General features: G+C 64.9%; 16 protein-coding genes. 8 read left to right on the top strand and 8 right to left on the bottom strand.

The window, feature by feature from the left end; all coding sequences use genetic code 11:
• The first annotated feature begins 101 nt into the window (after window positions 1-101).
• Window positions 102-464, top strand: coding sequence for a UBP-type zinc finger domain-containing protein (locus AC1MCA_RS12905; protein WP_479797858.1), 363 nt, complete (start codon window positions 102-104; stop codon window positions 462-464).
• Between the two features lie 520 nt (window positions 465-984).
• Entirely contained in the window at window positions 985-1335 is a 351-nt protein-coding gene (locus tag AC1MCA_RS12910; RefSeq protein WP_479797860.1) for a DUF3846 domain-containing protein, read from the top strand.
• An 82-nt stretch (window positions 1336-1417) separates the two neighbouring features.
• Here AC1MCA_RS12910 and AC1MCA_RS12915 read toward each other — a convergent pair whose 3' ends face one another.
• Window positions 1418-2413: an alpha/beta fold hydrolase gene (locus AC1MCA_RS12915; protein ID WP_479797861.1), complete on the bottom strand. Its 996-nt coding sequence runs from the start codon at window positions 2411-2413 to the stop codon at window positions 1418-1420.
• A 9-nt stretch (window positions 2414-2422) separates the two neighbouring features.
• Complete coding sequence (gene glnT, locus AC1MCA_RS12920) at window positions 2423-3784, bottom strand: type III glutamate--ammonia ligase (RefSeq protein ID WP_479797862.1); 1362 nt, start codon at window positions 3782-3784, stop codon at window positions 2423-2425.
• A 172-nt stretch (window positions 3785-3956) separates the two neighbouring features.
• Here glnT and AC1MCA_RS12925 point away from each other — a divergent pair, with 172 nt between their 5' ends.
• Both AC1MCA_RS12925 and AC1MCA_RS12930 read left to right on the top strand, forming a co-directional pair.
• Window positions 3957-4661, top strand: a complete 705-nt coding sequence (locus AC1MCA_RS12925) for a TetR/AcrR family transcriptional regulator (RefSeq protein ID WP_479797863.1) — start codon at window positions 3957-3959, stop codon at window positions 4659-4661.
• A gap of 124 nt (window positions 4662-4785) precedes the next feature.
• Window positions 4786-6141, top strand: coding sequence for an ammonium transporter (locus tag AC1MCA_RS12930; protein WP_479797864.1), 1356 nt, complete (start codon window positions 4786-4788; stop codon window positions 6139-6141).
• Window positions 6142-6218: 77 nt separating this feature from the next.
• Here the strand turns inward: AC1MCA_RS12930 and AC1MCA_RS12935 are convergent, their stop codons facing one another.
• The 4 genes from AC1MCA_RS12935 to AC1MCA_RS12950 all read right to left on the bottom strand — a co-directional run bounded on the left by AC1MCA_RS12935 (window position 6219) and on the right by AC1MCA_RS12950 (window position 10117).
• A complete protein-coding gene (locus tag AC1MCA_RS12935; RefSeq protein ID WP_479797865.1) occupies window positions 6219-7247 on the bottom strand; it encodes a zinc metalloprotease in 1029 nt (342 codons plus the stop codon).
• A gap of 69 nt (window positions 7248-7316) precedes the next feature.
• The gene (locus AC1MCA_RS12940) at window positions 7317-7817 is read right to left on the bottom strand and encodes a hypothetical protein (protein WP_479797866.1); all 501 of its coding nucleotides are present in this window, start codon (window positions 7815-7817) and stop codon (window positions 7317-7319) included.
• A 101-nt stretch (window positions 7818-7918) separates the two neighbouring features.
• Complete coding sequence (locus AC1MCA_RS12945) at window positions 7919-9793, bottom strand: Na+/H+ antiporter (protein ID WP_479797867.1); 1875 nt, start codon at window positions 9791-9793, stop codon at window positions 7919-7921.
• Window positions 9794-9904: 111 nt separating this feature from the next.
• Window positions 9905-10117 (bottom strand): helix-hairpin-helix domain-containing protein, encoded by a 213-nt coding sequence (locus AC1MCA_RS12950; protein WP_479797868.1) that lies wholly within the window; start codon window positions 10115-10117, stop codon window positions 9905-9907.
• Window positions 10118-10267: 150 nt separating this feature from the next.
• Between AC1MCA_RS12950 and AC1MCA_RS12955 the strand changes: the two genes are divergently transcribed.
• The 3 genes from AC1MCA_RS12955 (at window position 10268) to AC1MCA_RS12965 (ending at window position 12283) form a co-directional block, all read left to right on the top strand.
• On the top strand, window positions 10268-10909 hold the full coding sequence (locus tag AC1MCA_RS12955) for an NADPH-dependent F420 reductase (protein ID WP_479797869.1): 642 nt from the start codon (window positions 10268-10270) through the stop codon (window positions 10907-10909).
• The gene (locus AC1MCA_RS12960; protein WP_479797870.1) at window positions 10910-11548 is read left to right on the top strand and encodes an alpha/beta hydrolase; all 639 of its coding nucleotides are present in this window, start codon (window positions 10910-10912) and stop codon (window positions 11546-11548) included.
• A gap of 96 nt (window positions 11549-11644) precedes the next feature.
• On the top strand, window positions 11645-12283 hold the full coding sequence (locus AC1MCA_RS12965; RefSeq protein ID WP_479797871.1) for a GOLPH3/VPS74 family protein: 639 nt from the start codon (window positions 11645-11647) through the stop codon (window positions 12281-12283).
• 49 nt (window positions 12284-12332) lie between these two features.
• On the opposite strand, the gene AC1MCA_RS12970 is transcribed toward AC1MCA_RS12965, so the two are convergent.
• Together AC1MCA_RS12970 and AC1MCA_RS12975 are read right to left on the bottom strand one after the other, a co-directional pair.
• On the bottom strand, window positions 12333-13568 hold the full coding sequence (locus tag AC1MCA_RS12970) for an NYN domain-containing protein (protein WP_479797872.1): 1236 nt from the start codon (window positions 13566-13568) through the stop codon (window positions 12333-12335).
• Between the two features lie 9 nt (window positions 13569-13577).
• A complete protein-coding gene (locus AC1MCA_RS12975; RefSeq protein ID WP_479797873.1) occupies window positions 13578-13901 on the bottom strand; it encodes a hypothetical protein in 324 nt (107 codons plus the stop codon).
• Window positions 13902-14063: 162 nt separating this feature from the next.
• Between AC1MCA_RS12975 and AC1MCA_RS12980 the strand changes: the two genes are divergently transcribed.
• The gene (locus AC1MCA_RS12980) at window positions 14064-14435 is read left to right on the top strand and encodes a VOC family protein (protein ID WP_479803385.1); all 372 of its coding nucleotides are present in this window, start codon (window positions 14064-14066) and stop codon (window positions 14433-14435) included.
• The last annotated feature ends 6 nt before the right edge of the window (window positions 14436-14441 follow it).

Below are 14441 nucleotides of genomic sequence, written 5' to 3' on the forward strand. Positions count from 1 at the left end.
TGCTTCTGCCGTTCCGAGGACGCGGAGTTTCTGCCAGAATTACTCGCGACGGCGGGCCAGGGGATGACCTCATGGCCGGCGCAGTGGAAACGGAGGACCCGATGGAGGATCGCCCTATTCCGGGAATCAGCCTGGCCGCCACACCCAGTGGGACAGGGTGTCTGGAGTGCCTCGGCGGCGACGGCCCAGGCTGGTGGCTGCATCTTCGCCGCTGCGCCCAATGCGGCCACATCGGATGCTGCGATTCATCACCGTCCCAGCATGCCAGTGCCCACGCGCGCACCGAAGGCCACCCCGTCGTGAGGTCCTTTGAACCTGGGGAGGACTGGTTCTACGAGCACACCACGAAGAAGTTCTTCCGCGGCCCGCGGCTCCCCGATCCCCAGTCCAGGCCACCGGAGCAGCCTTCGCCTGCGCCGGCCGACAAGGTGCCTGCGGACTGGCGGGAGCGCCTCCACCGGTGACTGCGGATCAAGAACCAACTGCGGCACAGCGGGTATTTTGGCGAATTTTCCTCGGATCCGAGAGGCAATTTTGTGTTCTTATTTTGCATTTTATTCTCTGACAGGAAATTACTTCTGGAATTTTTCAAGTCATAAACCATAAAAGCCGAACAACTGAAGTGGTCAAGCTGCGGAGGGCCTTCGGGGACGCTGTAGAGCCCGGTATCGCGCGGTTTGCTGGGGACTGGCATAAAAAATAAAAGCGGGTATGGTATCGGGTAACGCAAAGCATAGAAAGGCGTGATTCCTATGTCCGGAAAATCCCCCAAGAGCGGCGCCGCTAAAAAAGCGGGCAAATCGATCCTCGAAAAAAGGGCCGATAAAAGAGCTAAAAGCGAAAACAGTGAAACAAGTTTCGCAAAGCCGCGCAAAAACCAGCGCTAAACATGCCTGCGGGCAGCCGGGAGCGGGACTCCTGGCCCGCGCGGCTGCCCGCGCCATCCGGATCGGACGCAATCCTTTTCAGCTCCAAGGACAAGACATGACCCTTCAAACTTCCTTCAGCGCCCTGGTAATCCCGGCCCGCCTCACGCATTCCGTCCACATCGGAGCCGTTGAGCTGGACATGGACGCTTGGCAGCGGGTAGCCGCCGGGGAGGTCGGATTCATCGCCGGCCGGGATTGGCACGTCTACCTCAACAATGGAGGGACCCGCTCCCGCCCGAATGTCCGGGCGGAAGTCCTCATCCGAGAGGCGGGCGTGGATCTCGACGAGACCATTTACGGGACCGCTTTGTTCCTGGGCGACGCAAACCCCGGCGAAGCGGCCGACGCTCCCCGCCACCTGATCAGGCTCGCCGAGCAGCTGTTCGATAGGCCGCTGGCCGCCTGACCGGAGCCGCGCGCAATGGAGCGCGCTGAGCCCCAGCGAGGGCAAAAGGACGACGGCGGGGAGGGCCCGCCGTCGTTCACTCTCAGCCGTCGAGGAGCAGGTGCATGGCTTCGCCGACCTGTTCCGTTTCGGCTCCCCGGATCCCGGGCCGTCCTGCAACGTGCCCAAGGTTGGATTCGAGCGGGCGGAGTTCAGCGTGAGGAATCAGCTTGACCTCGATCCTGCTGTCCGCAGCGGGGAAGTAGAGGTCTGTGGTGCTCGGCATGACAATGCAGCGTGCCTGGATCTGACCCAACGCTCCCTCGAAGCCACCGCGTTCAGCAGTCCCGACGTCGGCCCGCTGCCAGGTGTCGAGCATGGCCAGCAGATTGTTGGCATCCATGTCTTCGTGGTCTGCCGCCCAGCTGTCGAGCAATTCCTCGACGCTTCCATAGCCGATATCCCGGTAGATGCCGTTCCGGAAGAAGTCCTGCGAGTAGGCCCAGCCGGCATAAACGGTACCGAATGCGCGCAACCCACTAACGGGCTGGACGGTGTAGCGCCCATCGTCGAAACCTGGATCGGCCTTTAGTGCCGCTTTCACACCCTCAAGGAAAACAAAGTTGTGCGGCGAGCATCTGGCAGCTCCGGCGATAGGAAGGATGCCGGAGACCATCCCGGGATAGCGCACGGCCCACTCGTAGGCCTGCAGCGCGCCCATGGACCAGCCCGCGATCATCCGGAGGTGGCGGACGCCAAGATCAGTCAGCAGACGGTGCTGGGCGATCACGTTGTCTGGGATGGTGACACTTGGGAAGGCCGCGCCGCGGATCCCGGGGTCGGCGCGGGAGGGCGAGGTGGAAAGCCCGTTACCGAACATGTTCACGGCAACGATGAACCAGCGGTCCGGGTCGAGGGCGCGTCCCTTGCCGATCCAGGGTTCGTAGCTGGCATGCGTGCCGGTGTAGTACGACGGCAGGAGGATGCAGTTGTCACCGGCCGCATTGAGTGAGCCGTAGGTCCGGTAGGCGAGCCGGGCGTCCGGCAGGTCCGCGCCGGAAACCAGCCCGAACCTGCCGAGTGCGAAATCCTTGTGCACGGGGGCCGCTTAGAAGAATTTCAGGTATCGCTTGGTTTCCCATTCCGAGACGTGGGCCTGGTACTCATTCCACTCCTCGCCTTTGTAATCGATGTAGGCGTTGTACATGGACTCGCCGAAGACATCGCGGGAGAGGCTGTCGGCCGCGAACTCGTCGATCGCCTCGCCCAGGCTGCGGGGGAGCAGGCCCAGTCCGTTCTGCAGGATTTCGGCCTCGGTGTAGTTGTACATGTTCTCGGTGTGCGGCTCGCCCGGATCGAGGTTCTCCCGGATGCCTTCCAGCCCTGCTGCGAGAATGATGGCCGCCCCAAGGTAGGGGTTGCAGCTGATGTCCGCAGCACGGCACTCGACACGGCCGCCGGCCAGCGGGACGCGGATCATGTTGGTGCGGTTGTTGTTGCCGTAGCTGACGAATACCGGAGCCCATGTGGAGCCGGACATGCTGCCCTTCCGGACCAGGCGCTTGTAGCTGTTGACGGTCGGGGCGATGACGGCGCAGATGGCGGGCGCGTGCTTGAGGACGCCGGCAATGAACTTGTAGCCCAGTTCGGAGATGCCACAGCCGCGGGGGTCGTCGTCGGTCTCAAAAAGGTTGACGCCTGTTTCCACGTCGGCGAGCGACATGTTGAAGTGTGCGCCGGAGCCGCTCCGGTCGGCGAAGGGCTTCGGCATGAAGGTGGCGAAGTAGCCGTGCTTGCGGACCATCTCGTTGGCCATCAGCCGGAAGAACACCGCGCGGTCGGCCATGGTCAGGGCGTCGGAGTATTTGAAGTCGATCTCGAACTGGCCCTGGGCATCCTCGTGATCGAAGGAGTAGACACCCCAGCCCATCTCGTTCATTGCCTCGACCATCTCGGTGAGCCAGTCAAAGTTGTCCAAAGCCGCCGGTGCCGCATAGCAGGGCTTGCTGAGGGTGTCCCGGTCGCTGACCTCCACGGGACCCTCGGGTGTGTCCTTGAGGACGAAGAATTCCGTTTCGATGCCGAGGTTGAAGGTGAAGCCCAGCTTCTTCGCTTCTTCGAGCTGCCGCTTCAGGATGTTCCGCGAAGCCGCTTCGAAGGGTTTGCCCCCGGTGTAGAGGTCGCTTGCAAAGTAGGCCACCTCTTTGCGCCAGGGCAGCTGCACTGCGCTGTCGAGGTCAGGACGGGCGGAGAGCTCCTCGTCGCTGATGTCCTGCGGCAGTCCGTCAAGGGCGGCCCCGGTGAACAGCTCGGACCCCGCGGCCATCTGGGGCAAGTGCGCCAGCGGGACGAACTTCGTCTTGATGTTGCCGTGCAGGTCCACGAAGCTGGACATTGCATACTTGACCCCGGCCTCGCGGAGCTTCCGCTGCACGGTTTCAACGGCGGACTGGGCTGTTTCTACGGTCATGTTGCTCCTCGTTCGGGTAACTGCGGCGGTCACGGTGAACACCTTTTCGATAAGTTATAGAAAGTCTCATACGTCGCAATTTCGATAGGATGTCGAAATTGTTTCACCCGCGTTAATCCTTCGCGGATAGGCTTTGGGCAGGGCCTGAAGACAACGAAAGCAGGAGTTTGGGATGACAAGGGATGCGTCACGACCGGCTGCGGGGCGGCCCCGCCTGAGCGGCGCTCCGACAGGATCTCCGCGGCAGGACATTATCCGGGAAGCCACCGCCCTGTTCGTGGCAAAAGGCTATGCGGAAACCACCATGAGTGAGATCGCCCGCAGCGCCGGGTTGCGGCAGTCCTCGCTCTATTACTGGTTTGCGCGCAAGGACAACATCCTCCAGGCCTTGCTTGAAGAAAACCGGAGCTCGCTGGCCTTGGCAACTGCGCTCGAAGCACAATCCGGCGCTGCGGCCCCGCGGCTGTACGCGGTCCTCCATGCTGACGTCATGCAGCTGTGCTCGGCTCCGCTGGACTTCTATGAGTTTGAGCGGGTGGCACGGTCACAGCCCCAGAACTTTGGTGCGTTCTTTGATGATTACGCCGCCCTCCACCGGCTGGCGGCATCGATGGTGCAGCAGGGGGTCAGTGCGGGTGAGTTCATGACAGTGGACCCCTCGGATGCGGCAACTGCGGCCTTGGGCCTGAATGAGGGCCTCCAGCGCCACTACCGCCAGCCCCTTCCCGGGCTTCGCTCCTATTCCGCTGAACAGGTCTCGGAACTGAGCGCCGACACGAGCCTCGCCCGGTTACTGGCTATGCCGGAGAGTCTTCCGGATGTCCGGATGGCCGCAAGCGGGATCACCGCGGACTGGAATGCCACCGCCGAGAGTTAACCCACCGGAAACGAATTCGATACGGCATCGAAAAGGTCAACTCCAACAATTTAGATAGCGTATCGAAACGCTGGCGCCCCGCTCCCTGTGCGGCGTGCCCGTCATCTAGCCTTTGGAGATTCGTATGGACACTGCCACCATTGCGGGCAATACGGCGTGGGTCCTGACCGCCGTCGTTGCAGTCGCCCTGATGTTGCCTGGACTGGCTCTCTTCTACGGCGGCATGGTCAGCCGCAAAACCACCATGAACATGATGCTCATGGTGTTGGGTTCCTTCTGTGTTGTTGGCGTTCTTTGGGTGGCTTTTGGCTACTCCGCCGTCTTTGGCAATTCCATCGCCGGGCTGGGGCTGCTCGGCAATCCGCTGGAGTACGCGGGACTGGGCCAGCTCCTGACAGCCCCCGACGACGCCGCCCTGCCGCCCCTCGCGCTGGCCGCACTGCACCTGATGTTCGCCGGCCTGACGGCCGGCATCGTGGCCGGTGCAGCGGCAGACCGGATGAAGTTCGGAGCCTGGCTGGTCTTTGCCGGCATCTGGGCAAGCCTGGTCTACTTCCCGGTTGCGCACTGGGTATTCGCCTTTGATTCGGGGGACGGCGCGGTCCAGGGCGGCTGGATTGCCAACACCCTGGGGGCAATCGACTACGCCGGCAGCACGGCCATTCACGTCAACTCCGGAGTGGCCGCCCTTGCGCTGGCGCTTGTACTCGGCAAGCGCCGGACGTGGCCGGTGCAGCCCAAAGCCCACAGCCTTCCGCTGACCCTTTTGGGCGTGGGGCTTCTTTTCACCGGATGGATCGGCTTCGACGGCAGTGGCTTGGGCGCTGCAGACAACAATGCCGCCGTGGCTTCGTTCAACACTGTTGCCGCGACCTGCGCGGGCGTCGTCGTCTGGCTCCTCGTAGAGAAGATCCGCGACGGTCACCCGACCACTCTCGGGGCCTCCTCCGGCGCCATCGCCGCCCTGGTAGCCATCACGCCGTCCTGCGGCGCCGTCACGCCTCTTGCAGCCCTTGCGATCGGTGGAGCGGCAGGCGTTGTCTGCTACTTCGCCGTCGCACTGAAATACAAACTGGGATTCGATGATGCCCTCGACGTCACCGCCCTGCACTTCATCGGCGGCGTTGTTGGCGGCCTGCTGATTGGCATTCTGGCCACCCCGGAGGCGCCCAGCGGGGCAACCGGCCTGCTCTACGGCGGGGGCTTCGAACTCCTTGGACGCCAGGCGCTGGCCATTGTCGCCGTCTTCGCGTATACCTTCACAGTCACTTGGGTGATCGCCAAAGTCCTGGACATGACCGTGGGCATCCGCGTTGCGGCACCCATCGAAGCCACGGGACTCGACGTTGGCCTCCACGCCGAAAACGCTTACGAGAACGGTGAAGACAAGGCGCACTCTCCGCGCGGTCACGCCGAGCAGCTGCACCACTTGGTGGCGGATGAACCAGCAGAGGAGGACGCAGCAGCATCTGCCCGCTGACGACGGCCCATACGGCCTGAAATGTAGTTCGAGACGGTGGTGGCGATTCTTGGAACCGCCACCACCTTCCGGGCCGGTCACAATCGCGGGACGCACTTTCCAGTTCCCAGCAATGCCAACCCGGCGCGGTCGCCGGCGCCGAAGTCGAGTTGCCCGCTGTTCTCCTCGTACATCAGCTGCGTGGGGTCGTTCACGTGGTCCAGCCCGACGACATGGGCCAGTTCGTGCATGATGATGGCCCGGACCAGGGCGGGTCCATCGGGAAAGGCCATCGTTTCTGTCAGCCCGGGCGCATCCAGGTGAACCTGGCCGGTGACGTAGACGTAGGGCTCGCCCGGAACCCGGACGGATGAGCTTCCACCTGTGCCCGCAACCCTGCCTGCCAGGTCAGGTGACTCTTCGGGCGTGGACCAAGCAATCAGAATCGGCGCCCATTTCTTGCCGTAGCGGTCAGGCTGGTACGCACCGCGGTCCTCTGTGGGCGCTTCGGAGGTGGTTCCGTCATAGACGAACTGCAGTCCGGTTGCCGCCGAAACAGCGGCCACGGCCTCCTGGATGAGCTGTTCCGTGCCTGGCGGTGCGTAGTCCGGCCGGACCACGTAATGGACCGGACGGCACGGATCGTAGGCAGTAAATGACTGGCCCGGGTCCGGTGACTCCTGCAGGAGGTAAGCGGTGGATCCGGTCACGGACGGCGGGAGGCCCAGGGGAGATGAAGCGGCTTCATAACCCGGTGGCGGAACCTCGGAGCCGGGCAGATGGGGCCGTGCTGCGGACATCACGTACCGCTCGAACAGGTTCGGCGTGAAATACAGGCACACCACCAGGGCGATACCCAGCACCGTGGCCAGCCGCCCTCTCCGATTGCGGGCACCGACTGGCCGTTTTCGGCTGAAGCGGCGTGGCTTTCGGAGCGCCAGCGGCGCCGGGGCGCTGCGCCAGGGCTCGGGATTTTCAAGCTTTCCCAGCGCCTCGTCGATGGCCCACTGCGGGATACGCCCGCTCGGAGACCGGCGGACTCCCGGAATGTCACGCCCCCAGCGCGGTATGCCCGAAGAATCCTTGCCGTCAAAACCTGATGCCACCAGCGCCCCCTGTGCTGCCAAGCCCATCTCCTGCGATGGTCAGCTCAGCATAGTGGCCGTTCCGGCCCGGCGATGGACGCGGCAGTACGGTCAGGTTCTGGCAGGATCCGGGTGGTCACGCCCTTGTGGCAGGCCAAAAGCGTAGTAAGCAGCCGCCCCCAGGAGTGCCGCGACCGCTGGAAGAGGCGACAGGGCCGAGAATATGACGCCGGCGGTTATTGCCAGCAAGAGGAATGCTTCGGCGGTTTCTTTCCGCGGACGTGCTGCAAAGCGGGTTGCTGTGGCAGCAAGCAAGGCGGCGAAAAGGACCAGGGTCCCCGCAACAAAAGTGGCGCCGAACCAGCGCAGCCGCAGGTAGTCCTCCAGAAAGTTGGAGACCGAAACCACCGCGGCAGCAACCGCAGCCACAGAAATCGAGAACCGGCTGAACCTTGCCATGCGGCCGGTCTTTGTTGTACTGGACTTCCAGTGCTGTCCTATGGCCCAGAGCGTACTGCCCAGGAGGAGGAAAGCCAGAGAAGCCAGGACAACGGCGGCGTACTCGAGCGGTGTCAGCGGATTCCAGTACCTGACTTCGCCGAGAAGGTCCATGGCTCCCCTCAACCCCACTGCCAACGCCGTGAGGGTGGCTAAGACGGCGGTGCGGCGCGGACCTCGCCCTCGGAGCGGTGGCCAATCGGCGGAAGATCGCGTCATCCCAGCAGGTCGTCCTGGTAGCACCAGCGCCAGTCCTCGCCGGGTTCGATGCTGCGCATCACCGGGTGCCGGGTGGTCCCGAAGTGCTTGGACGCATGGGTGCCGGGGGAGGAATCGCAGCACCCCACCTTCCCGCAGCCCAGGCACATCCGCAGGTGGACCGGCGTCGTGCCTTCCCTCAGGCAGTCCTCGCAGGACGCGTTCAGTGGCACCTCCCGGGACCGGGCTGACTCAAGGTGGGCGCACACCCCGCCCGGCGTCGCAATCCCTTCGCCGCCGCCTTCGCCGGACGTATCCAGCTCGTCCAGCGCCAGGTCCAGCATGGATTCCTCAATATCCAGCCGGTCGAGCACTTCGCTGAGGACCTCCTGCGCGAATTCGCCGCCGCGCCGCAGTTCCAGCACCCTGGCCCGCTCCGCCTCCAGCATGGCGAGCCGCAGCCGGGCGTACCGCTGGCTGGGCGTCGCGGCCTCGGCCTTGGGCCGCCCGAGCCGTTCCCAGGCCGCCAATCCGCGCTCCTGGGTGCGCCGTTTGAGCATGGCCACCACCTCCGGAGGATCGTCCCCGGTGCGAAGTTCCTGCAGGCGGGTCACGCCTGCCGCGGTGGCAAGCTGCATCAGCGAGGCCTGGTTCAGCGCGTCCTCGCGCGGGTCCGGACCTTGCACATGAAGGGTCCGGACCAGCGCCGGAAGCGTAAAGCCCTGCAGCACAAGCGTGCCGCCCACCACCACCAGTGCAGCGAGGATCAGCACCGAACGGTGCTCCAGGTCCTCGGGCAGCACCAGCACCGCGGCCAGGGTGACCACCCCCCGCATCCCGGCCCAGGAAACAATCGCTGCGAACTGCCACGGCGGTGCCGGATCGTTCCGCCGCACCGCCGGGATCAGCCGGGGCAGGTACGTCGCCGGGAACACCCAGACGGGCCGCAGCACCAGCACCGCCAGCAGGATGACGGCGCAGCCGGCCCAGATCCGGCCTGCCCCCAGGGAATCGTCCTGGACGCCGTCGATGATGGTCCGCACCTGCAGGCCGATCAGCAGGAACACCGCGTTTTCCAGCAGGAACTGCACCGTGTTCCAGTTGCTGCGCTGGCTGAGCCGGGCGGCACCGTTGGGCATGGAGGGCGCCTTGGTGCCCATCACCAGCCCGGTGACGACGACGGCGAGGACACCGGACGCGTGGATCGCCTCCGCCGGAAGATACGCCACCAAAGGCGCAACCAACGACGTCGAGGTGTTGATGGGGACGTTCCTGATCCGCTTGCGGAGCTCGGTCAGCACGTAGGCGGCGGCCAGGCCCACCACCACCCCGCCACCGGCTGCGAGCAGGAATTCACCGGCGATCTCCGCGGCTGACACCGATCCCGCGATGGCGGCGATCGCGGCCCGGAGGCAGATCAGGGCGGTGGCGTCGTTGACCAGTGACTCGCCCTCGAGGATGGTGACGATCCTGCGCGGCATCCCCACTTTCCGGGCGATGGCGGTTGCGGCCACCGCGTCCGGTGGCGCCACAACGGCGCCGAGTGCGAAAGCTGCAGCGAGCGGGATTTCAGGGAACAGCCACCAGACCACGAAGCCCACTGTGATGGTGCCGAAGATGACGTAGCCCACGGACAGCAGCCCGATGGCCCGGCGGTTGGAACCGAAATCGAACAGCGACGTCCGCAGCGCCGCGGCATACAGCAGTGGGGGCAACAAGCCCACGAGAACCAGCTCCGGGGTCAGCTCGATGCGCGGAACGAAAGGCAGGAAGGAGGCGGCGACGCCGGCCAGGACCAGTAGCAGCGGAACGGAAATGTTGAGCTTCCGGCCCAGGGCGCTTCCCGCACAGACCACCGCGACGAGAGCCAGAATTCCCAGCGCGATTTCCATTGGGTCATTGTCTCAGGCTGGCAGAAACGAGAACCAGAGGAAATTCCTGGCGGGTTTGCCGTATCCGAATCCACTCACCCCTCCCAGGGTCACGCGGACCGCGTCCGGCTGTCAGTCGGCGAACCGCACCCCCTGAGCGCCCAGCGCTTCTTCAAGGAGCCGGATGGCTTTGGGGCCCACGCCAAGCATGGCCAGCAATTCGCTGCGGCTGAGCCCGGCGACCTGGGCCAGGGTGCTGATTCCGGCCTGAAGCAGGGCGCTGTTCGCCGGACGCCCAATGGGCGGGAGGTCGCCGATCTGCGACGGAGTATCACGGGTGCTCATGGCTGCATGCTACCCACTGTCTTTCCGAAAATTATTGACACTTCAAGTTCCTAGGGTTATATTTAGTTGTAGCTTCAAGTAAACAACCACTAGACAGAACTGAACCTGATGAAGAACCTCCTGGCCCGCATATTCGGAAAGAAGAATCCCATGACGAACATCACCATCATCGGTAACGGCAACATGGCCCGGGGCATCGCCACCCGCGCGCTCGCCGCCAACCAGAGCGTCGAAATCCTCGGCCAGGATGCAGGCAACGCCCAGGCCCTGGCCACCGAGCTTGGCGGGGGAGTCACCTTCGGCAGCACTGCCCAGGCTCCCCAGGGCAGCATCGTGGTCCTGGCTGTTCCGTTCGATGCCGCGAAATCCCTGGTGACCGCCTATGGCGAGGCGTTGGCCGGCAAGACCATCGTGGACATCACCAACCCCGTCAACTTCGAAACCTTCGACTCCCTGGTGGTGGCGCCGGGAACGTCCGCCGCGGAGGAAATCGCCAAGCTCGCCCCGGCCAGCGCCCACGTGGTCAAGGCCTTCAACACCACCTTCGCAGGCCCGCTGGTGGCCGGCGAATCCGGTGGCCAGCCGCTGGATGTCTTCATCGCCGGTGACAACGCGGACGCCACCGGTGCAGTGGGCAGCTTCGCGAGTGCCGCAGGCCTGCGCCCCCTGGTGGTTGGCCCCCTCAAGCGGTCCAGGGAACTCGAGGGCTTCCAGTTCGTCCTGATGACGATGCAGGCCAACCCGGAGTTCGCCGACTTCAACTGGGACACCGGACTTCAGGTCACCAAGTAAATGGAAACCACCGAGACCGGCCCCGTGGTCGCAAATGCCGGATCCTCTGATCCAGCAATGCCCCTGGTGGTGTTGCTGCACGGCCGCGGCTCCAACGAACAGGACATCATCGGGCTTGCCGACCGGCTTCCGGAAGGCCCCGCCTACGCCGCGGTGCGCGCGCCGATTGCCGAAGGCGGGGGCTACGCCTGGTTCGCCAACCGCGGGATCGGCCGCCCCACTGCGGAATCACTGGCCGAGACCATGGCCGGGTTCCGCACCTGGCTCGATGCTGTGGCCCCGGCCGGCCGCCCCGTGGTGCTGGTCGGGTTCAGCGGCGGGGCAGCCTTTGCGGGCGGCCTGCTGCTGGCGGACCCGCACCGCTTCGCAGGCACCGCGATCCTTTACGGCACCCTCCCGTTCGACGCCGGCGTGCCCGTCACGCCCGGCAGGCTGGCCGGGGTCCCGGTCTTCGTTGCCCAGGGCGAGCAGGACCGGGTCATCCCGGCCGAGCTGCTGCAGGGCACCTGGGGCTATCTGCACGGAGAATCCGGTGCGGCCGTCCATTCACGCCGCGATCCCGGCGGGCACGGCATCACCGGCCAGACGCTGGCGGAGCTCGGCATCTGGCTTGAGGGACTGCTGGCACACGCGGGATAGCTTCCCTCGTGTGAAGCAATACAAACCGTCGACGGCGGGAGGTCCCGCCGTCGTCTGCTCGTTGTGGTGCGGGCGTTGGGGGTTCACCATGATCCTATGAATGCCGAGATGCCAAAGGCAGACGAGCTGAACCTTCCCCAGGCCCTGCTTCTGCTGGCGACCACCGACCATGACGGCAAGTCCGCCGTTCCGCACGCCGTGCTGACTGCCGCTTTGTCCGGCGCGATACTGGCCGAGCTGGAACTGCTCGGTGCCATCGAGTTGCATGGAAAGCACGTCCGGGCCACCGGCACATCCCCGCAGACCGATTTCGGGAACCAACTGGAACTCATCCGGGACGGATCGCGCCCGCACACCCCCAAGCGCTGGGTTTCCATGCTGGAAAGCCGTGCCGAGCTGCGCCGTGTCTATGAAGGGCTGGCGTCGTTGGGCATCGTGGGCCAGGTGGGCGAGAGGCGCCTTGGCCTGTTCAGGAGGACGCGCTACCCGGAGAAAGACCACGCTCCGGAGGCGGCGCTGCTGGAGAAGGTCGGGGCCGCCCTCAGCGGCGGGTCAGCCGATCCGCGTACCAGGGCACTGACCGCGCTGCTCTACTCGGCGGAGCTGCTCGGAAAGATCTTCCCGGGAGTAGACCAGGGACATGCGAGGGAACTCGCCCACAACTATTGGCCGTCCCGCGCCGTGGCCGCCGAGCTGCGCATGATCAGGCTGGCGGAGACGGAAACAGCCACCTAAGCAAGCGGTCGACGGCGGGAGGTCCCGCCGTCGAGCGCCGTTTCTGTTCTCAGGCGCCTACCAGGCCGCCGCTGGCCCAGCGCCGCACGGCGAGCTTCTCGCCGGCGTCGAACTCCAGCAGCGCCACCCGGCAGAGTTCCTCAACGTTCGCGGTCCACGCTGCTGCCAGCTCTGCCGCCGTTGGCTCGTCATTGAGCGGGAAATTGACGTAGGCCAGGCCTTGAAGGACAAAGCCGACGGCGTTCCGGGAGACGGGTTGCCCCGCGCTGACGCAGTCGTCCCGCACCAGCCGGGAGAGTTCGGTGCGGCTGGTGGGGTGTTCCCGCAGCCTGGTTTCCAGGGCCTGGAACATCTGGCGGAACTGGGCCTCGGACAGTGCCGGCACGTCCGTCACCCTGCTGACCTGCTCCTCGATGCCGGGCTGCACTTCAGCAGGCGCGGGGAGATCCTCACTCGAGAACCTCTTTGCGTCCCACACCCAGCCGCCCTGCGCCGGCGAATACTCAACATCTTGGCCGATCTGGGAGATCCAGGTCCCGAACTTTCCGTAGCCGCCCCAGTCCGTCTTCAGGGAAGGATCGGCCGTGAGGGCCCTGTGCGCCACCAGCGCGCCGACCACCGGCCCGGGAGCGGTGCGGACGAAATCGAGGACCTCACGGATGGCGGGGGAGGCCGCCTTGGCCTTGGTCTTTGCTGCGGCCGGGGCGTTCTGCTGCTTACCGGGCGCCACGGCACGCGCCGGCTCCACCGCCGTGCCGTTGAGGATGGCGACGAAGTCGTGGGACTCCACCACGTGGTCCGCCATCTCCCGGTACGCGAAGGCCACGGCGCCGGCAGCGATGACTGTGGTCATCCTGTCCGCGGCCCGGAACCGCTGGATCAGGGAGGTGAAATCGGCATCGGCCGAGGCGATGAAGAACTCTTCGATCCCGCCGTTGCCCGACAGTGCGTCCATGGCGTCCAGCACCAGGTTGATGTCCGTGCTGCTCTTGCCCCGCTGCGTCAGCGACGGGCAGTCGATCACGCGGAACCCGGCGCGGGTCCAGTAGGTCCGGTACTTCGAGTACACCATCGGGTTCAGGTAGCAGTTGCGGATCAGGAAGCGGCGGGCACCCTCGCCCGCACCCCCTGCCGACAACGCATCGGCCCAGTGCTTGGGGTCCTCCGCAAACCGCTTCGCCGCCAGTGGGTCCAGGGCCTGCAGGCCGGTGAACACATTGTCGAAGTCAACGAACATCGCAGCGCGGATGCCGGGCCTGCGGGACGGTGGGACGGCCTCATTCATTCGTACAGCTTAGGTGCTGAGTTCCCAATGGACCCGGATGGCCTCGGCAATCGGACCGGCGGCGGCGTCCACCCGGAAAGCAACGGGTGCGGTCCCGGTCTCTTCGATAACCGCGTCACGGTACACCCGGCCGCAGGACGGGCACAGGGTGTAGAGGTCCTCATCCTCAGGCCATGGTGCCAGTCCCGCGGGGACGGCGGTGTTTTCGCCGATGTAAACCGGTACGCCTTCTGAGTTGGCCTGGATCAAGCCGTCCTTGCTGACGGTATTGCCGCACACGCAGGTGATGGTGGTGACATCATGATCGACCACTTCGGCGGTTTCCGTGTCCATGATGACCTCCCGGCGCTGGAAGAGAAATGCTGGTATCAGCTTAAGCCTGCTGATCTCCGAGAGCGCCTGGCAAACGGAAACCGACGACGGCGGGAGGGCCCGCCGTCGTCCGCTCCACGCCGTATCATCGGAGGCATCCGTCCCTTTGAGAGTGGAGTGACCATGCAGCTCGGCGCGTTTTCGATCAGCCTCACCGTCAAGGACATCGCGGCTTCAGCTGCGTTCTACGAGAAGCTTGGCTTCAGCAGTTTCGGCGGCGACATCACGCAGAACTGGCTGATCCTGAAGAACGGCGAGACGGTCATCGGCCTCTTCCAGGGGATGTTTGAGCAGAACATGCTCACCTTCAACCCGGGCTGGAACCAGAATGCGGAAGCCGTGGAATCGTTCACCGATGTCCGCGAACTCCAGCAGGAACTCAAAGCCAAGGGCATGGAGTTCCTCTCCGAGGCGGACGAATCAACCACCGGCCCCGCGAGCTGTATGCTCGTGGACCCCGACGGAAACCCGGTGCTGTTTGACCAGCACGTCTGACCGGCT

It is taken from the genome of Arthrobacter sp. BK1, assembly GCF_056680055.1.